This window comes from Halorussus marinus (genome assembly GCF_004521895.1).
Classification (GTDB): domain Archaea; phylum Halobacteriota; class Halobacteria; order Halobacteriales; family Haladaptataceae; genus Halorussus; species Halorussus marinus.
This window is the reverse complement of the sequence record NZ_SBIR01000010.1, coordinates 15428-34126: the sequence shown is the minus strand read 5'-3', so window position 1 is coordinate 34126 and position 18699 is coordinate 15428. Positions and strand designations below refer to the sequence as shown.

At 54.2% G+C, this 18699-nt stretch carries 24 protein-coding genes; 14 read left to right on the top strand and 10 right to left on the bottom strand.

Annotated elements, in window-relative coordinates:
- Nucleotides 1-76: 76 nt before the first annotated feature.
- From EPL04_RS13435 to EPL04_RS13425, 3 genes are read left to right on the top strand one after another with little or no spacing between them, the layout of a single operon-like run.
- Nucleotides 77-1276 (top strand): ABC transporter substrate-binding protein, encoded by a 1200-nt coding sequence (locus EPL04_RS13435; protein ID WP_134671713.1) that lies wholly within the window; start codon nucleotides 77-79, stop codon nucleotides 1274-1276.
- Nucleotides 1277-1281: 5 nt separating this feature from the next.
- On the top strand, nucleotides 1282-2394 hold the full coding sequence (locus tag EPL04_RS13430; RefSeq protein WP_134671712.1) for a FecCD family ABC transporter permease: 1113 nt from the start codon (nucleotides 1282-1284) through the stop codon (nucleotides 2392-2394).
- Nucleotides 2394-3383, top strand: coding sequence for an ABC transporter ATP-binding protein (locus EPL04_RS13425; RefSeq protein WP_134671711.1), 990 nt, complete (start codon nucleotides 2394-2396; stop codon nucleotides 3381-3383). The genes EPL04_RS13430 and EPL04_RS13425 overlap by 1 nt, the downstream gene beginning before the upstream one ends.
- An 18-nt stretch (nucleotides 3384-3401) precedes the next feature.
- On the opposite strand, the gene EPL04_RS13420 is transcribed toward EPL04_RS13425, so the two are convergent.
- The 5 genes from EPL04_RS13420 to EPL04_RS13400 form a co-directional block, all read right to left on the bottom strand.
- Nucleotides 3402-3845 (bottom strand): pyridoxamine 5'-phosphate oxidase family protein, encoded by a 444-nt coding sequence (locus EPL04_RS13420; protein ID WP_134671710.1) that lies wholly within the window; start codon nucleotides 3843-3845, stop codon nucleotides 3402-3404.
- 238 nt (nucleotides 3846-4083) lie between these two features.
- Nucleotides 4084-4521, bottom strand: coding sequence for a DUF6884 domain-containing protein (locus EPL04_RS13415; protein WP_134671709.1), 438 nt, complete (start codon nucleotides 4519-4521; stop codon nucleotides 4084-4086).
- A 52-nt stretch (nucleotides 4522-4573) separates the two neighbouring features.
- On the bottom strand, nucleotides 4574-4987 hold the full coding sequence (locus EPL04_RS13410; protein ID WP_134671708.1) for a hypothetical protein: 414 nt from the start codon (nucleotides 4985-4987) through the stop codon (nucleotides 4574-4576).
- A gap of 102 nt (nucleotides 4988-5089) precedes the next feature.
- A complete protein-coding gene (locus tag EPL04_RS13405) occupies nucleotides 5090-6175 on the bottom strand; it encodes a DNA cytosine methyltransferase (protein ID WP_134671707.1) in 1086 nt (361 codons plus the stop codon).
- A 106-nt stretch (nucleotides 6176-6281) separates the two neighbouring features.
- Nucleotides 6282-7253, bottom strand: coding sequence for an HNH endonuclease (locus EPL04_RS13400; protein WP_167599476.1), 972 nt, complete (start codon nucleotides 7251-7253; stop codon nucleotides 6282-6284).
- Here EPL04_RS13400 and EPL04_RS13395 point away from each other — a divergent pair.
- A complete protein-coding gene (locus tag EPL04_RS13395; RefSeq protein WP_134671705.1) occupies nucleotides 7240-8388 on the top strand; it encodes a restriction endonuclease in 1149 nt (382 codons plus the stop codon). The two genes, EPL04_RS13400 and EPL04_RS13395, sit on opposite strands and share 14 nt — an antisense overlap.
- A gap of 2 nt (nucleotides 8389-8390) precedes the next feature.
- Nucleotides 8391-10361 carry an ATP-binding protein gene (locus EPL04_RS13390; RefSeq protein WP_134671704.1) on the top strand — a complete coding sequence of 657 codons (1971 nt, stop codon included), beginning with the start codon at nucleotides 8391-8393 and terminating at the stop codon, nucleotides 10359-10361.
- Nucleotides 10362-10396: 35 nt separating this feature from the next.
- Here the strand turns inward: EPL04_RS13390 and EPL04_RS13385 are convergent, their stop codons facing one another.
- Nucleotides 10397-10645: an ArsR family transcriptional regulator gene (locus tag EPL04_RS13385; RefSeq protein ID WP_134671703.1), complete on the bottom strand. Its 249-nt coding sequence runs from the start codon at nucleotides 10643-10645 to the stop codon at nucleotides 10397-10399.
- A 462-nt stretch (nucleotides 10646-11107) separates the two neighbouring features.
- Here EPL04_RS13385 and EPL04_RS13380 point away from each other — a divergent pair, with 462 nt between their 5' ends.
- Genes EPL04_RS13380 through EPL04_RS13375 form a run of 3 tightly spaced genes read left to right on the top strand, consistent with a single transcriptional unit; the run spans nucleotide 11108 to nucleotide 11756 of the window.
- Nucleotides 11108-11434 carry a helix-turn-helix transcriptional regulator gene (locus EPL04_RS13380; RefSeq protein WP_134671702.1) on the top strand — a complete coding sequence of 109 codons (327 nt, stop codon included), beginning with the start codon at nucleotides 11108-11110 and terminating at the stop codon, nucleotides 11432-11434.
- Nucleotides 11431-11553 carry a hypothetical protein gene (locus EPL04_RS19360; protein WP_280633728.1) on the top strand — a complete coding sequence of 41 codons (123 nt, stop codon included), beginning with the start codon at nucleotides 11431-11433 and terminating at the stop codon, nucleotides 11551-11553. Before EPL04_RS13380 ends, EPL04_RS19360 begins: the two co-directional genes overlap by 4 nt.
- Nucleotides 11550-11756, top strand: coding sequence for a hypothetical protein (locus EPL04_RS13375; RefSeq protein WP_134671701.1), 207 nt, complete (start codon nucleotides 11550-11552; stop codon nucleotides 11754-11756). The genes EPL04_RS19360 and EPL04_RS13375 overlap by 4 nt, the downstream gene beginning before the upstream one ends.
- Nucleotides 11757-11830: 74 nt before the next feature.
- On the opposite strand, the gene EPL04_RS13370 is transcribed toward EPL04_RS13375, so the two are convergent.
- The 3 genes from EPL04_RS13370 to EPL04_RS13360 all read right to left on the bottom strand — a co-directional run bounded on the left by EPL04_RS13370 (nucleotide 11831) and on the right by EPL04_RS13360 (nucleotide 13984).
- Entirely contained in the window at nucleotides 11831-12532 is a 702-nt protein-coding gene (locus EPL04_RS13370; RefSeq protein WP_134671700.1) for a DUF3226 domain-containing protein, read from the bottom strand.
- Nucleotides 12525-13601: an AAA family ATPase gene (locus tag EPL04_RS13365; RefSeq protein ID WP_134671699.1), complete on the bottom strand. Its 1077-nt coding sequence runs from the start codon at nucleotides 13599-13601 to the stop codon at nucleotides 12525-12527. The genes EPL04_RS13370 and EPL04_RS13365 overlap by 8 nt, the downstream gene beginning before the upstream one ends.
- A gap of 128 nt (nucleotides 13602-13729) precedes the next feature.
- Complete coding sequence (locus tag EPL04_RS13360; RefSeq protein ID WP_245154564.1) at nucleotides 13730-13984, bottom strand: winged helix-turn-helix domain-containing protein; 255 nt, start codon at nucleotides 13982-13984, stop codon at nucleotides 13730-13732.
- A 420-nt stretch (nucleotides 13985-14404) separates the two neighbouring features.
- Here EPL04_RS13360 and EPL04_RS13355 point away from each other — a divergent pair, with 420 nt between their 5' ends.
- Nucleotides 14405-14740, top strand: a complete 336-nt coding sequence (locus EPL04_RS13355; RefSeq protein ID WP_134671697.1) for a helix-turn-helix transcriptional regulator — start codon at nucleotides 14405-14407, stop codon at nucleotides 14738-14740.
- A gap of 72 nt (nucleotides 14741-14812) precedes the next feature.
- Here EPL04_RS13355 and EPL04_RS19220 read toward each other — a convergent pair whose 3' ends face one another.
- The gene (locus tag EPL04_RS19220) at nucleotides 14813-14938 is read right to left on the bottom strand and encodes an antitoxin VapB family protein (protein ID WP_244605579.1); all 126 of its coding nucleotides are present in this window, start codon (nucleotides 14936-14938) and stop codon (nucleotides 14813-14815) included.
- A 107-nt stretch (nucleotides 14939-15045) separates the two neighbouring features.
- Here EPL04_RS19220 and EPL04_RS19450 point away from each other — a divergent pair, with 107 nt between their 5' ends.
- The 5 genes from EPL04_RS19450 to EPL04_RS13330 all read left to right on the top strand — a co-directional run bounded on the left by EPL04_RS19450 (nucleotide 15046) and on the right by EPL04_RS13330 (nucleotide 18676).
- Nucleotides 15046-15171, top strand: a complete 126-nt coding sequence (locus tag EPL04_RS19450) for a DUF7557 family protein (RefSeq protein WP_134671696.1) — start codon at nucleotides 15046-15048, stop codon at nucleotides 15169-15171.
- Entirely contained in the window at nucleotides 15168-15755 is a 588-nt protein-coding gene (locus tag EPL04_RS13345) for a J domain-containing protein (protein ID WP_134671695.1), read from the top strand. The genes EPL04_RS19450 and EPL04_RS13345 overlap by 4 nt, the downstream gene beginning before the upstream one ends.
- Nucleotides 15748-16839: a tyrosine-type recombinase/integrase gene (locus EPL04_RS13340; protein ID WP_134671694.1), complete on the top strand. Its 1092-nt coding sequence runs from the start codon at nucleotides 15748-15750 to the stop codon at nucleotides 16837-16839. The genes EPL04_RS13345 and EPL04_RS13340 overlap by 8 nt, the downstream gene beginning before the upstream one ends.
- A 222-nt stretch (nucleotides 16840-17061) precedes the next feature.
- Entirely contained in the window at nucleotides 17062-17280 is a 219-nt protein-coding gene (locus tag EPL04_RS13335; protein ID WP_134671693.1) for a hypothetical protein, read from the top strand.
- Between the two features lie 184 nt (nucleotides 17281-17464).
- Nucleotides 17465-18676, top strand: a complete 1212-nt coding sequence (locus EPL04_RS13330) for an ABC transporter substrate-binding protein (protein WP_134671692.1) — start codon at nucleotides 17465-17467, stop codon at nucleotides 18674-18676.
- Nucleotides 18677-18699 lie beyond the last annotated feature (23 nt).

The following is an 18699-nucleotide window of genomic DNA, read 5'->3' as shown; positions in this document are numbered from 1 at the left end:
CGCCGCGAACACCGTTCGCGGTATGTCACACTGAACAGCGAGAATCACTAAGTTGTTTTAGGCTAGCCTAAAGAACATGGTACGCAGACGCCAGTTGCTCGCGAGCAGTACCAGCCTCATCGCCGCCGGTTTTGCCGGCTGTTCGGGAAACACCGACGATGCATCGAACAGCACAGCACAGTCCACAGAAACCCGGACGAAGACCGGAACCGAAACGGAGGCCGAAGAAACCACAGCCTCGGGACCAACACCGTACACGGTCCACATCGAACCGAACGATCCCTACACCTTCGAGGAGGTACCCGAAACCTACGGCGTCGTCTCCGGCCCTATGCTCGATATCGGCATGGCGCTTGGCATTCATCCGAGCGCGACCACTGGTCTCGAACGCGCTCCCTTCAAGTTCTACGACCTCCTCGACCTCGAATTCGACGAAAGCCAGGTTGTCAAGCTCGCCAGCGACGCCGAGTCCGGCTACGATAAGGAAAACTTCTACACGGCGAACGCCGACGTCTGGCTCATTCCGCGATCGACCCTCTCCCGGTTCACAAACTGGGATGAGTCCGATTACCAGGAAATCGAGTCCCAGACCGGTCCCTTCCTCGGTACTCCACTTCGCTTCGCCCCGACCGCCGCCGTCTCCGACGACCCGAACCCCTACACACTCTACGACGCCTTCGAGAAAATCGCGACGGTCTTTCAGCGACAGAAACGGTTCCGAGCCTGGCGATCCCTCCACGACGATCTCATGAGCACCATCGAGGAGGGACTGCCTCCGGAAGACGAACGACCCACCGTCGCCGCAATCTGGCGGGGAGTCCGTCCTGACTCCGGCCAGTTCCGCGTCGCTCCGCTCCACCGCCTCGGCAACAACACCAAGTCATACTATCGCGTCGGATTACGGGACGCCTTCGAGGGGCAGTACCCCGACGGCCCTATCGGCTACGAGGAACTCCTTCGAGCCGATCCCGATTACATCGGCGCCGTCGGCGCGCTCACGTTCTCCACTCACGAGCAGTTCGTCACCAACGTCGTCGAACCGTTCGAAAACAACGAAAACGGACAGGATCTCACGGCCGTTCAGGAGGGCAACGTCATCCGCAGCAGCGGTCAGTATATGGGCCCTATCGTCGACATGTTTTCCACCGAGGCCGTCGCGAAGATGGTCTACCCCGAGGAGTTCGGCGAGTGGCCCGGCCCGGTCGGCGAACTGTCCGAAGAAGAGCAACTCTTTGACCGACAGCGCGTCCTCGATATCATCAACGGCGACCTGTAGGACCAATGGCCAAGTTCTTCGATAGGCTCGCGGAACGACGAGCGGCGGGCAGCGACTGGTACGCGAACTCGAAGCTAGCGGGCGTCGCGCTCGGCAGCCTCGCGGTCCTACTGGGTGCGACTTTGCTACAGGTGAGCTTCGGGGCCTATCCGCTGACGCTCCCAGAGGCGTGGAACACCGTCTTCGATCCCGAAATCCTTCTCACTCCGGAGACGTGGCGGGCGTTCCTCCTCGGAGGCGGCATCCCCAACTGGTTCACTCGCCAACAGCTCATCGTCTGGAACATCCGACTGCCGCGCATCCTCGTCGGCGTCCTCGTCGGCGCGAACCTCGCGGTCTCAGGAGCCATCTTTCAGATCATCACCAGAAACGAGCTCGCGAGCCCCTATATTCTCGGTGTGAGCGACGGCGCGGGTCTCGTCGTGCTCGTTGTCCTGACGACTTTCTCCGGTCTACTCCCGCTCATGCCGGTGCTGGCGGCCTTCGGAGGTGGTATCGCGTTCCTGCTGGTGTACGTCATCGCGTGGAAGAACGGGACCAGCCCCGTTCGCTTAGTGCTGGCAGGCGTCATCGTCGGGACCGTGTTCGGCTCCGTCCAACGGGCGCTGTTTTTCTTCATCGACGATCTCAGCACGGTGATGTCCGCGCAGGCGTGGCTCTCAGGCTCCCTACTCGGCACCGACTGGGCGCAGGTTCGGATCGCGTTACCGTTCACCCTGCTGGCGATGGCCCTCGCCTTCCTGGTAACTCGCGAACTCGACGTACTCGTACTCGGTGAGGAGACCGCAAAGTCGCTCGGGATGCCGGTCGAAAAGGTGCGATTCGCCGTCGCCGGCATCGCGGTGCTCTCGACGGCCGCGGCGATCGCGGTTGCGGGGCTCATCGGCTTCGTCGGGCTCATCGTTCCGCACATGGTCCGGAACATCATCGGAAGCGACTCCGAGCGACTCCTCCTCGGTTGTCTGTTCCTCGGCCCGGCGCTACTGGTCGGAGCCGACGTGGGTGCGCGCCTGGCGCTGAGCCCGATACAGCTCCCCGTCGGCATCATCACCGGACTCGTCGGCGGGCCGTACTTCCTGTATCTGATGCGCAAAACCGAAGACATGGGTGAAGTCTGATGGCCGAACGATCAACTCCCGAACGGGGCGACCAACCGAGAGAGAACGAGAAATACGGGACGGCCGACTCGGAGGAGGGGAACCGCGACCTCGATGGCTCCGAAAGGGATGCTCGGGCCGATCGAGGCCCCGTCTCCGAGTTCGCGGCCGACGACCTCGTCGTCGGCTACCCCGGGATCGACGAGCCCGTCATCGAGGGCGAGACGCTCCGGGTTCCGCCCGGGAAAGTGACCGCGCTAATCGGCCCGAACGGGAGCGGCAAGAGCACATTCCTCAAGGGGTGTGCACGTCAACTCACTCCCGAGAGCGGAGCCGTCCTGCTCGACGGGCGAACCGTGGAGTCGTTCGGTCCGAAAGAGTTCGCGCGCCGACTCGGTCTGCTCTCTCAGGAGAACACCTCGCCGGCTAGCATCTCCGTCGACGACCTCGTCGAGCGCGGACGCTATCCGCACAACGGCTTTCTCGAGTCACCAGGCAAGCACGACGAGAACGCCGTCGACGAGGCCATCTCGCTTGCCGGCATCGAACACCTTCGTGACCGAGAGGTAGGGAGCCTCAGCGGCGGGCAAAAACAGCTCGTCTGGATCGCGATGGCGCTCGCACAGGACACTGACGTGCTCCTGCTCGACGAGCCAACCACGTTCCTCGATCCCCACCACCAGCTCGAGGTGATGCAGATAGTCGAGCGACTCCGGGACGAAAGCCGGACGACCGTCGTGCTCGTGCTTCACGACATCGCGCAGGCGGCGCGATACGGTGACTATGTCGTCGCGCTCAAGGACGGGACGATCCGCGCCAGCGGCCCGCCCGAGACCGTCGTGACCCGAGAACTCCTCGCCGACGTCTTCGAGATCGACGCGGAGGTCATCGACACCGAGCACGGTCCGGTGGTGGTTCCGTTGGACCCGATTGGCGAGGACCACCCGAACCGGACGAGCGCGTCGGAGTCGATCCCGAGAGGAGACACCGAAGGGACGGACTCGGAGTAAACGACAGAGACGTTGGTTTCAGAAACCAGTTGATTCGGAGACGGCTCCATCGAACCGCCGTCCCGAGACTTCGGTCGGGACTAACCGATAGAACGTCATCGAGAGGTCTTCGGGGGACGTCTCGGACAGGACGTTGAGGGCGGGAATCTCCGCGTTGTCGGCCATCGCGGCCGCCGCCTGTGGTTGATCCGCGTCCGGAACCAGTTCGAGCCGCCCGCGGACGACGACGCTTTTTGTCGGGTTTTCAGTGAATACGGTGACGGTAGCGATCTCGGTCGCTTCGACGAAGGCCATTTTCTGACTGTCCTCGCTGTAGACAAACTGGAAATAGAGGCACTCTCCGTCGTACCCGTACGATTCGGGAATCGCGTACGTTTCCGTTCCGTCAGTCAACGATAGGACGCCAGCATTCGCGTCTACGAGAAACGACTCGATTTCTGACTGATCTAGCTGTTCTACCATTGTCTCGGCGGTGGATAGGCGATTATTTACGGCTGTCGTATCGGGAAGACTGTCCGAAACTGAGCTCGGAAGCACGCAGTTTTTGTTGGACGTGCTCGATCCGATCGTCAGATTGCGTGAGCCCGTCGATACGGCTCGCTTCGTCGGTTCTAATCGACTTGTTCGTCCATCCACTCGATTGCTTCATGGACGATGTCGAACGCGTCGACTGCGGATGCCGCCGCTGTACCGGGTGTCGTTATTCGGTGTCCTCGACGCGGTCGTTGTACCACGCGAGCGTCTCGCCGATCATGAGGCCCTCGGTCGGGATGGTTACGTCGACGGGCGTTCCTTCGAGGTGCGGCAGGAGTTCCTCGTAGTAGGCTTTGCCGGCGTGGACGACCGGCTCTGTGTCGGCGGTGAGCAGGCCGTGGTCGTCGAGATCGGTCGCGACCTGGTCGGCCCACTCGCGGCGGCGCGCGACGGGCGCGGTGGTCAGCGTCTCGTCGTAGGGCTCGATCGGCGGGCCGTCGGGATCGAGCAGGCCGTGTTTCGCCGAGAGGACGTACCACTCGTCGTGGGTCTGGCGACAGTACGCGCGGGCTTTCCTGAAGAGCGAGGACGGATCGTAGAGGTCTTTGGGCGGCGCGGGGGCGTCGCGTTTCGTCTTCGTGCAACTGACGAGACCGACTTGCATGTGGAGATAATCTGAGCGACGTACTTCTGTCGTTTGAAATTGAGGATTTCTACTACGACTGTGCGAGCTTGTCGGGAATATCCTCAACCAGATGTGCAGCTACATCTTCCTGCTCTTCGACCGCTTCAACGACACCAACCGACTTTCCAGTAAACTCCGCGAATACAATACAGGGTCTAACGGGTTTCGCTGGCTGTTTCTTTTCGCGGTACAGGGCAGTGTAGGAGAGCGCCTGACCGAGTGATTTGTAGTTGAGTATCTGTTTCACTTCACAAATCCAGATGGCGCGATCTGTTTCTACAATACCGTCTATCTGGACCATCCCTCTGGTAGGCGGAATATGATCTGGTAGATTATCTCTTGTAATTGTCACTTCATCGTATTCCGAGAATACTGGCCCAATTCCGAGCCAGTCTGGAGGATCAACCTGAAATGCTCTCCAGATAGCCTCTTCTTTCACACTCATACAGATAGTTAGTGTATCGAAAGTGAGTAAATACTATCGCTACTTCCACGGGTGCTGGGTCCGCAAGCGGCCGTCAAGTAGGAGATGAAAGAGATCATCTAGTTACGCTGTTTTTTTGAGTCGCTTTTGTGGCCCCTCGTTTTCGACATGTTGGACTAAAGATTCCCCGACTGCTTTCGCTAATCGAACTGGAACTGCATTGCCAATCAACTTGCCTACTGATACTACGCTTAGTTCCTCTTCGGATTCGACAAATGAGTAATCCCGAGGAAAGGTTTGGAGGATGGAACCCTCTCGAACAGAGATTGCGCGGTCTTCTTCTGGATGACCAAATCTCCCACTTCCATAATTGTAGAATCTTGTCGTAATAGTGGGGGCGGGTTCGTTCCACTCCATACGCCCATACGAAGAAATGTACTTACGGCCACTGTCTTTTTTGTGACAGGCCAGTTTCAGTTTCTCCGGCCAGTTTTCCCAGGTTCCCCCAGGCTCTGAATGTTTGATCCGTTCAATATTTTTATCAGAAAGCCCGCGAGCATTATGAAGGAAATCCGCATCAGAGGTTTCACCAGCCTCAAGTTCCGCTAGGTCATATTGCTCAAATTCTGACTTCACTGTTACTTTCTCGCGATCGTGTGTTGGATCTTGGAGTTCGATATGGCCGTACTTTGACGCCAGTAGGACTAACCGCTTCCGTTGTTGGGGCACTCCATAATTGGGGCACTCAACGACAGCATCCCAAATAAAATACCCCAGATTCTCCAGTTGAGAACAGAACTCATCGTAAGGTTCGTGTTTCTGGACTTGAGGTACGTTTTCCATAGTCACGAGATCTGGCTCAACTTCTCCAATGAGGTCTGCGAATTCATCCATTAAACCCCATTTCTCGTGATTATCTGCATGATTTTCATTGCCATTACTCATTGTAGAGTATGGCTGACATGGAGCACATCCCGCGAGAAGAGTATGGTCAAATCCATCCCCTGAAAAATGGGATTGTATATCTTTGGCAGAGACTTCGCTAGAGAGGTCTGCTTCTATAAACTCTACGCTATCATTGTTTTCTTCATATGGATAACGACATTCTGATTCGATGTCAAAACCGGCGCGGACGTCAATCCCCGCTTCCTGTAGGCCATACGTAAGACCACCGGCCCCGCAAAATAAATCGACAGCGCGAATGCTCATAAGTAACCCAAGTAGACCGGGGATTATAAAACTCGCCAAAGCGAGACGGAAGTAATAAAATTTTATGTAGAGAATCAGTCCTTATCTTAGGTAACCAGATCACGACTTAGAACTGAGCAATCCCCGCATTATGATAGCGAATGTATTTACCTTCTAAGTCGTGTCCTGGTGCAATTGACAGTTCAGTACCATCAATCTCTGATCGATCAGCGTGTTCAACTTCATAGGTTTGAGTATCAATTTTTGCGCGACCGTAATCGAAATCAGCATGGTGATTCGGGCAAAGAACAAGAATATTTGATTCCTCGTCTGGACCATTATGTGGTTTTCCGAGGGGTTGAACGTGATGTGCTTCTGCATACGGATCGCCGTTGTTACCTCGCCTCGTTTCACCACAAATTTGGCAATTATAGTCGTATTTTTCCTTTATTTCTTTTGTAAGCTGTGTATTTCGTATAATTCGGCTTACTGAGATGGACGTTTGTGGTGGCTGATGTATGTCTGGCGTATGTTCTTGACCATCTATATCGAGTGGAGTTTCAGATTTGTTTTTAATAGGCTCTAAAGTGAACTCGTAAATGTACCTTCCATTTCTGGGTTTGTATTCAAAACTCACTACGTTTACCATGCCTCGGTACTCCCAACCGTCTCTGCCAGCTGGCTGATAGAATAGAAAGATGGGAACAGGAGTATTGAGTGCCTCACGAAGAGCTGCATTCCCTCGTTTTAATTCTTGGTCCTCTTGTCCAGGGTTCTCAACTCCAGGTCCCTGTGGGTCTTCACCGGTGTATCGGAACTTATCTGTTCCAATATTATCGTCGTATCTGCCTGTCTCTTTTGCGAAGAGCCATAGATACTTTTGGCCTTTGTCATCATATCTAATTTCGATTCCTTTTCCCGTTGCCCCTTGTCCGAATACCTCTTTGAAGTCTGATTGGTTGAGTGTCTCGCCAGTTGTAATATCGACATTTTCTAGTCTCATATTTATCGAGGTGAATAAAGCACTTGAGTCCAATATTGATTGTGATACATTTAATACCCCATGATGTCTATCATCTGGACTGATGAGTAGGGCCACGGAGCGAGTAGGAACCATAACTCGACTCCAGACGATTGACCGCTACGAATTTGAGGATTTTGTAGCGGAGATGTTTGAACTCGCCGGGTGGGACACTGAGGTAACTCAGGACTCAAACGACGGCGGAGTTGACGTTACCGCTTTCAAAAACACCTTTTACGAGGAAAAGGCATCAATCCAAGTCAAACGTCCGGATCCCGGAAATAAAGTTGGACAGCCAGATGTACAACAGTATTCTGCAATTGACCGAGATGATACCGATACCGATGTCGTCGTAGTAGCTACCTCCGCCGCTTTTACTAGTGGAGGCTATGAATATGGTAGAGAAAATAATATAAAATTGATAGACGGCGCCATGTTGGCTGGCTTCGTCGAAGCACAAGAGGCAGAAGATGTACTCGATCAGTATGCGCCTCCAGCCAAAGATATTGATTTAGACGGTGAAGACGTATTCTCACCAGTCGAAAAACCACGCGAGCAATATCTGAGAAAGCGGCCAATTGAAGCCTCTGCTCGTATCTTCCGAGAAGAAAATCTCATTGATGCAGTAGAAGTGATTCAAAATACGGAAGTTGGCCTGAATCAAATAAACTGTCTTATCAAACTGAAAGAATCAATAGGGAATTCAAACGCTGATGCACCTAGCAATATATTTTTAGAATATCCACAATTAATCGATCAAAACTGGTATGATGTAGAACATCTGGATGATGTAGCCGATAAACTCGTTGAAGTTGCAAATGGAGGTCGGATAACACCCCCCGACTTTGAGGTACTATGTTTCTCTAACAGAGAGAACGTTTCTGTTTCAGTTTTTCTTTCTCCTACAAATCCCGTGGGGCACGAAGAATTCGAGTTTTTGGAAGCCTGTGTTGATGCTGTTGCTCAGTTATCTTCATCAGATGATAATCCAAATGGACGTATTTATGGCAGTAAATTAGAAGGAATTAATGAAAAAATTAGGAGAAATAAGAATTTTGGGATTAAGGCGAGCACATATTCTCAAGTGCTAAAACGGGCAGTCCTAGCAAATGACGAATTGCTTAGAGCAGTGCGGCCATATTTCTATGTCTCTGATGACCAAAAAACTATGGAGAAGATCAGTCAGCTCCAGGACGAAGTTAACCAAAATTGAAAATGACAGATACAAACCTCCCAACCACGGACGGCGACGTTGAACAGCCAGACCTGACAATGACACTGGATATGAACATTCTTCAACATCTTGGTCTGAAGATGTACACAAGTCTTCCAGCAGTCATTTCTGAGTACGTCGCAAATGCTTGGGACGCAGGTGCAACAGAGGTTGATATCTCAGTACCCACGGAAGAGTCCATGAGCGAAGACTACGAGATCACGGTCACCGACAATGGAGTCGGGATGTCTTATGATGAAGTGGAAGACAAATTCCTCGTGGTGGGACGAAACCGGCGCGAAGATGAAGATACGGATGTCGTCGAAGTTCGTGGTATGACACGGTCAGTTATGGGCCGCAAGGGGATTGGAAAACTCGCCGGATTCGGTGTTGCAGGAAAGGTCGTGATTACGACGTATAAAAATGGTAAGTACGTCGAATTCGAACTCGACTACGACCAGATGAAGGAAGAGGGGAACGAGGATAATCCCGCAGATACGAGTACATATGATCCAGAAGTAACGGATTGGGGAACGGACGGTGAGATGGAACACGGAACGAAAGTTACTCTGACCGATCTCAACCGAGAGAGAAGACCGACCCTTCGTTATATCAAGGAACGACTGGCTCGCCGATTCTCGGTCATTGACGAGAATTTCGTAATTCGTGTAAATGAGGAGCCAGTGGAGCCGACTGACCGGGGGATTAAGCGAGAATGTGGATACGTTCAGGAGTTTGAGGAGCCGATAGAAGACAACGCAGGGAATGAGTACGAAGTTGAAGGCTGGATCGGAACCATGGAGGAACCGATCAAGGACGATGAGCAGAAGGGTGTTGCTGTCATGGCGAGAGGGAAACTAGTCCAAGAGCCGACTTTCCTTGGAGTTACCATGACTACCGAGGGTCAATTTGCGCTTGAGTACGTTGTAGGTGAGATTCATGCAGACTTTATAGACAAGGATGATCTCGACTTGATTTCCACTGACCGGAGTAGCATTGCTTGGGGGAAGGAACCCGCTACACAACTCCGAGCATGGATTAAAGAACGAATTGTCGAGGTCGCTGATGAAGGCGCTGAGAAGCGTAGGGAAGAGAGTCTCTCTGAGGCAAAGGAAACAGAGAGTTATGATGAAAGAATCGAGGGTCTTCCAGATGAGAAGCAACAGGAGATCGATGAATTCATTGGAAAGGCCTCAGAACACCGTGAGTTCGAAACCGGTGAAAAAGATGAATTCATTGAAAAAGTGGCTGAGAGTGCTCAACAGGAGGTCTTTACGGATTTCCTTACCGATATGAAAGCAGTAGACGTGTCAAACACAGATGCGGTATTCGACCTCTTTGACAGATGGGAAGTTATTGATGCCCTTGAGTTGATGCAGGTTGCTCGAGGACGCCTAGAAACTATCTCGAAATTCCGCGAGTTGATTGAGTCGGACGCAAGAGACGATGAACAGGTCCACGAGTTCATCTCAGAAAATCCGTGGGTGCTTGAACCGCGATGGGACTATGTTGATGACGAACCAGAATACAGAGAAGAGGTGAGCGGGCAGTTCCCATCGGAGGACGTACACGATAATCCCGACGACCGGCTTAAGATTCTCTGTCTCGGGTACGGTGAAAATCTGAACGTCGTCGAGATACTACGACCGAATGATACTATCGAACGGCGACATCTGGAAAGTCTTGAGCTGTACGTAGACTATCTCCGAAACTATGTCGTCGAACAAGATGATATCTACCGGAGTGTAAGCGGCTATGTAATCGGAGGTAAAATCTCTGACGCGGCTGAACGTAAGGCGAGACGGCTTGAAAGGGACGATATATACGGTCGAACTTACGAGCGGATGCAGCAGATTGCAGAAAACACCTTCGATCAGTTCCTTGATGTGTTCAAGGAGAAGGCTGAGAAGACTGGCGATGAACGACTCATGAAGCGGGTAGAGAGCTTGGAAGAAGAGACTGCCGCCGATTAACGACCCCGATTCAGCCGCACCAATGCGACGTGTAGTTATTTCTCACTGTCTTCCAGTTCGCTGGCGTCAAGATCGCCAGCGAGATATTCGCGCCCCTGTTCAGTAATCCGAAAGTGCGTGCTATAATTCTCATCTCGCTTCACGAGTCCGTAGTTCTCTAAATCCTCCAGCGCGCGCTTTATCGTCCGATAACCCGGTCCAAGCTCATTATCGAGGACGCCGATAGGTACCGCAATATCGTGATCTTCCAAGAACTCTAAAACGGGGTCTGTCGCGGTATTCATCCAAGGACCCCGTTTCCGACGTGCCATTGGAGGTGGCAGAACAACACGATACTTACGGAATTTGGTTTGTCATCGTTGTGGCAGTTTAGCATGCAATATATGCAGTTTAGACTGCCAAATTATAAGTGGGTGGTGTCTCAACGTCGCTACTACGGAGACAAAATCGCGGACCCGTCCCTACGCGGCGGGTCCACCACAAAAGCGGACCCCGATGTTAGGGCCATCGGGTCCGCGTGAGCCTCCGTAAGGCAGTACGGAAGCCATGTACGCAATCGCTACGCGGGGACTTGAAACCCCCGAACGACGGCACGCACCGACTTCGAACCGCTCGCTCGCTGGCTCGCGCTTTAGTTTCACTTTCACCCTACTATCGAGGATTCTTGAAGGGGATCTCGGGAATAGCGTCCAGTCCCGATGGACCCACCGACCGACGCACCCGACCGGAACCGAGGTGACGGCCGCATGAGCGCCGAGATCGCGTTCACCGACCTCCACGCCTTCCGGCGCGACCTGCTCTACGCCGTCCGAACGCTCGAACGCGACGAGCCCCCAAAGGGCCTCGCCGTCAAGCAGCACCTCGAAGCCGACTACGGCGAGACAATCAACCACTCCCGGCTCTACCAGAACCTAGACGAGCTGGTCGAGCGCGGCCTGCTCGCGAAGGGCAAGAAGGACGACCGGACGAACGAGTACCAGACGACCGAGACCGCCCGCGCGCTACTCGAAGCCGCCACGAAGCGACGGGCGAACGCGCTCGGGCTGGCGGTCGAGGGAGGTGCGGAGCGATGACGGAGACGTCCGAGTGGGTCTGTGGCGGCTGCGGCGACAGCTTCGAGACCCCCGGCGAGCCGGAACTGCCCTGCCTGGTATGTGGCGTCGACGACTGGCAGGAGGTCGATGCAGAATGAGCGACCTCCGCGAACTGGACCCGGCGACGCTGTCGGACTCCTACGAGGTCGTCGACGAGAACGGCGACGTCAAGGCGAAGCACTGGACCGGCGACGACGGCCGGCGGCGCGTCTACGTCCGGATTCGCCGGCACGACGACTCCCGCCGGTTCGACGAGTTCTGGGTGCCCGTCAAGGACATCGACGAGGAGGAATCGGCATGAACTGCCCGCGCTGCGGCGAGTCGATCAACGGCCTTCTTGTGGAAGGCCAATAATATGCATGTTTTAATACACTATCACAACTCTTCAAGACTATCAAAAAAAGATAAAATTTGCTGTGTTGAAGGATGATTCTGATAATCGATATTTGTACACTGGAGTAAATTATGGATGAAAGAGTTAGTGTGACTCTCATACCCTAGCGTTATTTTAGCAATTTCAAGATGTACTTTTCCACGCACTATCGTTCCATGATGTTCTTCTAATTCGTTTTCAATGTTAATGAGAGCATCTTTTAAAGAATCAGAATCATTGATACCAGATTCGCTTATTCTTTGGACAGTTTGATCATCATCTAATAGTAATTTTAGAACATGGTCTTCAATAGCATGTCGTTCTATACTAAGTTCTGAGATATCTGGATCATTTGGCAATCCGGAATATCCTACTTGAACAATAGATCTATTTTTAATAGATATTTTATTATTATTTAATTTAGAGACATTACTATGGTTTCCTTCTAATTTATTATAGCATTTTTCATAAATATCATTAGGAGAATTATTATCTAAATCAAGTATTACTCCTATTCGAGGTAGCTCAATATCGACGAGTATATCCAGGGCTTCAAGTACTTTTGAGTCTCCACCCCGTTCTCTAATAACGTACTCTCCCTCAAATTCTCTAACAAGCTGGCGAATAAGTTCTTCATCACGTTCTCCCTCAACAAGTACGGGGATTCCGGGATCTGAAGTGAATATTTTGAGTCCGTTACTCATATTCTTTCAACCTCCGAGGGTCTATGCCGAGATCCTCTAGTACCTCTATATCTGGTGAGTCAATTGAACGAGTCTCTAATGTCCCATTCTCTAAATTTAGATGATAAATAGATATTTCTGTTTCTGTATCCTTGCATGATTTCAGTAGCGAATCTATCATTTCGTAACTGTGAGTAGCGATAAAAGTCTGTAACCCGTTTACCGTAGTATAATTTGTTAGTATATCTGATATGTTGCTATATGTCTTAGGATGCTGAGCATTTTCTGGTTCTTCTACCAAGATTGTGTTTGCATCGAAAGATTCTATGGAAGAAATAAGAGAAAATAGATATCTAAACCCATCACCAAGGCTATCAATTCTACTGGAATATTCTTCAAAAAGAACCCTCAATTCGAATCCTTCGTCTACAGGAACAAAAGTAAGCTGTTCTACCTCTGTATCATAGACCTCATTTAAATGATCGATTACAATCTTGTCTTTTCTATCAAAAACAAGGTTCTCCCAAACTTCTCTTTCTACCTGGGAAAGAACCTCAAAAATTCCTGAATGAAAATAGAGACTACTTCCAAAAGAATCATTCATGTCGCTATATAAATCGACATTTCCACGGACTAGATTTCTCCTTGAGAAGAGTTCGGATTTTCCATTATATTCATTACCGGTCTTTTCATCTATGAACCGTTTTCTTAATTCATTATCTTCATTATCGCTGGTTTCAAAAGAATAAAAACCATCGTTTATAACCCACAATTCATTGTCGAATTTCGTATTAATTAATTTATTACTATTTTTAAGTTTAAATTCAAACCCTATTTCTTTTTTGGTGTTATATTTGTAATGAAGTGCATTATTGTCAGGATATCCACCTTTTTTCGACATGAGATACTCGGGAATCGAATTTCCTAGTGGGTCTTCTATTGAAAATATATTAGAAAGAAGATATATTGAATCAAGGACTGTAGATTTGCCAGCATTATTTGGTCCCACAAAAACATTCACATCGGATAAGTCAGTTATTTTCCCGGATTTCACGCCTTTAAATCGATTAATTCTCAAGTCGGTTAACATAGATATATGCTGGCTGTAATGTCATAAATCACTTTTGGATTTCTACACGCCGATCGAGTAGATTCTGTATAGTCATCAGTTCCTAAGTTCAGTTGGACCATTACCGTCACAAAACATTTTATATATTACTATTCAACTCCACGAGTGTTATGGTCGCCAGCAAGGTACATACGGCCTTTTTCTGTCACTGAATAGAACGGATGCCCTCCTTCATCTTCTTTTTCAAGAAGATTTTCTTTGGACATCCGATTGCACTCTTTTCGAATATAGCCACCACTGTAACCGGTGTTTTTAGCGATATTAGTCGGAGTTAGGGAGAGATCACTCTCTGCAAGCAAACGGAGAATCGCTTTTTCAACATCTTTCGGTTCCCCGGAAGGCACCATACTGGATATGCACAAACGCGTAGAATAGTGTTACTGGTTTCAGATATTTTATCCGTCAATCCGTATATCCGGAAAACAGGATAAATTATTTAGTCCCGGGGTTAGGACGAGGTAGATAACGGAGACAAAACCGCGGACCCGTCGCTCGCCGATGGGTCCCACGCGAAAACGATGCGGACCCCGATGTTGGTGGCATCGGGTCCGCGTGAGCCTCCGTAAACAGGCTACGGAAGCCATGTACGCAATCTCGACACGGGAACTTGAAACTCCCGCACGACGACGCGCATTGACTCTCAACCGACTCTTTAGTTTCACTTTCACCCTACTATCGAGGATTCTTCAAGGGAATACTGCCAGTAGCATCGCTCACCGATGCACACGCAAGAACCCCCTGACGCGAGCCGAGGTGGTCGTCGCATGAGCGAGGCCGTCGAGATCGCGTTCGCCGAGCTCCACGCTTTCCGGCGCGACCTACTCTATGCTGTCCGAACACTCGAACGCGACGGTGAGGCGCCGAAGGGACTCGCGATCAAGCAGTACCTCGAAGAGGACTACCGCGAGGAGGTGAATCACTCCCGTCTCTATCAGAACCTCGACGGCCTGATTGAGCGCGGGCTCCTCGCGAAGGGCAAGAAGGACGACCGGACGAATGAGTACATGATCACCGAGGAAGGCCGGCGGCTGGTCGACCGCGACGCCGAGCGCCGTGCCGAGCAGGTGGGGCTGGCGGTCGAAAGAGGTGACGGCGAATGACCGCGCTCGACTGCGCTGGTAGTCCCGATCCGCGTACCGCCGATAGCTGGCGGGAGATGAGAGAATGAAGACCTACTCGTCGGCTTGGTCCAGGAGGCGCTGGATTACGTCGTCGAAGGTGTCGCCCGGTGCTTTCCGGGCGTTCAGTTCCTGCCACGTCTCGTTGCGTACCTGTATCGAGGTCACGTCGTCGGCCATTGTCGAATCAGTGGGCGCTGTAGGATATGGGCTTTTGGGTGCAATCGAGTACTGTAGTGCTATAGAACAATAGAACTATATTCATAGAATTATAGAACTGAGATACTATGGAAGATATGACCACCGTGTCTGTTTCCGCGGACACATGGAAACGGCTGAATCGTGCGAAAGAACCCGGAGAATCGTTCGATGAGGTTCTCCAGCGGATCATGAACGAAGAGGAATCGCCGTGACCGCGCTCGACTGGCCGACCGACTTCGGGCGTACCGAGCCGGCCGAGCGGACGCGAAACAACCACTACGGCGCGACGGTGCGCGAGACCGTCGACGATCTCGAAACCGAGTTCGACCGACTGAACGCGGACGGGTGGCAGCTCGCGACCGCCGCGCGCCACCAGAAGCAGAATCCGAAGTACCCGTACGCGGACGCGAGCCCCGACGACCCCGGTGCAGTGGTCCGGTGGACCATGAACGGCAGGCGGTACGCGGTCGCCTGCGACGCCTACTCGCGGCTCCGGGACAATCTGCGCACGCTCTATCTCTACGTCCACGAGAAGCGGAAGATGGAGCAGCGCCCCGTGAAGACCGGCGAGAGCGAGTTCGCGAACGCCCGGCTCCCGTCGGGCGAGGACGGGACCGACGCCCTCGTCGCGCGCGAGCCGCCCCACGAGGTCCTCGACGTCGCGCCGGACGCCGACGCGGCGGTCGTGGAGGCCGCGGCGCGCCGGCTCAAGAAGAGACACCACCCGGATGCGGGCGGGGACGAATCGCGGTTCAAGCGCGTCGTCGACGCCGAGGAGGCGATGCTGAATGAGTGAGGATCTCCAGCCGCTCGCGCCGCGCGAGGCGATGGAGATGTGGCTCGATCGGCAGCGCTCCGAGAAAGCCGAGGAGACGCTCCAGTCGTACTACTATCGGATCAGGAAGTTCGTGGAGTGGTGCGAGAGCGACGGCATCGAGAATCTGAACGAGCTGACCGGCCGGGATCTGTACCGGTTCGACTCCGACCAGCGCGCGGTGGACCTGAACCAGTCGACGCTGAACAACCAGCTCGGGACGCTCAAGTTGTTCATCAAGTTTTGCGCGGACGTCGAGGCCGTGCCGAGCGATCTCCCCGCGAAGCTCGAAGTCCCGAAGCTCACCAAAGGGGAGCGAACGAACGACGAGAAGCTCTCGGCGGAACGGGCGGAGGCGATTCTGGAGAATCTCGGACGCTACTCCTTCGCCTCCCGGGACCACGCGCTCTTCGCGCTCGGGTGGCATACGGGTGCACGCCTCGGTGGACTCCGGTCGCTGGACCTGGAGGACATCTACCTGACTGAGGACGACCTCGACCGACTCCGCCACCAGGACGACATCGACGACGAGATACTGGAGAAGGTCGAGCCGCCGTTCCTGTACTTCCGCCACCGACCGCCGGAGACGCCGCTGAAGAATCAAACGGACGGCGAGCGTCCGGTCAGTCTCTCGGACGAGATCGGCGAGGTGCTGTCGGAGTACATCGAAGTGAACCGTGTTCAGCTCACGGATGACGAGGGCCGCCGGCCGCTGTTCAGCACGGAGAAGGGCAAGGGACGCATGTCGAAGGGTTCGATTCGGAGTCGGTTCAACATCATCACCCAGCCGTGTCGCTACGGCGGCTGTCCGCACGGCCGGGAGGAGGCCAGTTGCGAGGCGCTGGAGCACGGCTACGAGTCGCGGTGTCCGAGTTCTCGGTCGCCCCATCCGATTCGAACCGGCTCGATCACCCACCACCGCGACCGCGGGTGGCCCGCGGAGGTGCTGGCCGAGCGGGTGAACGCGACGCCGGAGGTGATTCGGGCTCACTACGACCATCCCGAGCAACTGAAGCGGATGGAATCGCGGCGGAGTTTCCTCCAGAATCTCGAGGAGGACGAGTAAGATGCCGAGAAAATCGCGAGAAAGCGGCGGAGAACGCGCCGAACTCGAATCGCGGTACTCAGCGGTCCCATCACGAATTTTACGCCGAAGCGACGGTCGAGAGTCGAACGTACGTAGCGGTCGGGGTTCGACGGCCAGAGCCCTCCCTCGGCGAATATCGTCGGCCGGTACTCGACACCCCATCTGCGAAACGCTTTCGGTCGTCTCTCGTCTACCATCGGTATGTCCACGACCGTCGGGACGCCAGACGACGAGGAGTGTGCGTACTGTGGGTCGCGAATCTTCGACCACGATCCGATCTGTGTCCGTGATTGCGACGACGACTGCGGGTCGCCGGCGTACTTCTGTAACTACGCGTGTCTCGTGTCGTACGTAGACGAGAACGGTCTCACGACGGGCGATGCCTGCGAGTGGTCGCCCGACCGAGGCGGCCCCTGTTGATCGAAGCATCCCGAGCGGGTCCCAGATCGACCGACGCCATTCCGTCCGGACGAAGCGAGCGACTACTCGACGGGAGTCGCTCGTTCACCGATTCTCACGAGCGCAGTCGCAACCGACGCACCGATAGATTTTGGCCGGCCTAAAAACCGGAAGTACTATGACGTTTTAGGTTAGCCTAAATCCCATGGCGAACGACGACTCCGAGTACGAGAGACCGACGCGGCGTGAGTACGTGAAGTTCGGCGGAGCGATCGTCGGCGGTGGCCTGCTCGCCGGCTGTACGGGAGGCGAGGGGTCGACGCCGACCCAAACGACCACCGAGCCCGCCGAAGCGACCGCGGGCGAGACGACCACGGCCGGCGACGATTCGTACTCGGTGACGATGGCGCCGATGGGCGAAGTCGCCTTCGAGTCGGTGCCCGAGACGATATTCACCCGACTCACACATCTGGCGGGTATGGCGTTCGCGCTCGGGCGGGGCGAGGACGTGAACGCGATGCACGCGCCCGACTACTACGACGCGCTCTGGAACCAGTACACCCCGCGTCTCCCCGGCGTCGAACTCGACTGGTCGGGGCTGTACTCCTCGTGGAACGCGTCGAAGGAGAAGCTCTACGACCTCGACAGCGACGTCCACCTCGCGGACCCCGCGAGCGTGCTCGCGCTCGAGGAGTGGAACGCGGACGATATCGAGGAGATCCGCGAGCAGATCTCGCCGTGGTTCGGGAACCACTTCAGCAATCGCCACCTCGAACCTCCCGAGGAGTACGCAGACAGCTACGAGTATTACACCCTCTGGGAGATGTTCGAGAAGGTCGCGCGGGTCTTCCGAGCGACCGACCGGTACGAGGCGCTCGCCTCGATCCACGAGGACGTGCTCGAACGAATCGAGTCCGACCTCCCGTCCGAGCGCCCGAGCGTCGTCATGGGCGGGTTCAGCGAGCCGACCTCGCCCTACGTCTACAACGTCGACACGCCGGGGTTTCTCACCGCGCACGTCCGGCCCCTCCGACCCGTCGACGCGTTCGGGGACGCCGTCACCTCCGGATCGAAGGTCGATATGGAGGCGTTGCTCGAAGCCGACCCCGACGTGATCCTCTCGTTCGGCGGGATGCACCCCGAGACCGATATGGAGGAGGTCCGCACGACGCTCGAGAACGACTCGGTCGGCGGGCAACTCACCGCGGTGCAAGACGGCCGGGTCTACGCGCAGGGCGCGCGCTATCAGGGCCCAATTGTGAATCTCTTCCAGCTCGAGATGACGGCCAAACAGCTCTACCCCGACGTGTTCGGCGAGTGGCCGACGTACGTCGAAGGGGCGTATCCCGAGATTCCCGAAGACGAACGGTTCTTCGACCGACAGCGCGTCGCGAACGTCATCGACGGCGACTTCTGACCGAAACGACCCACGCGTCCGAC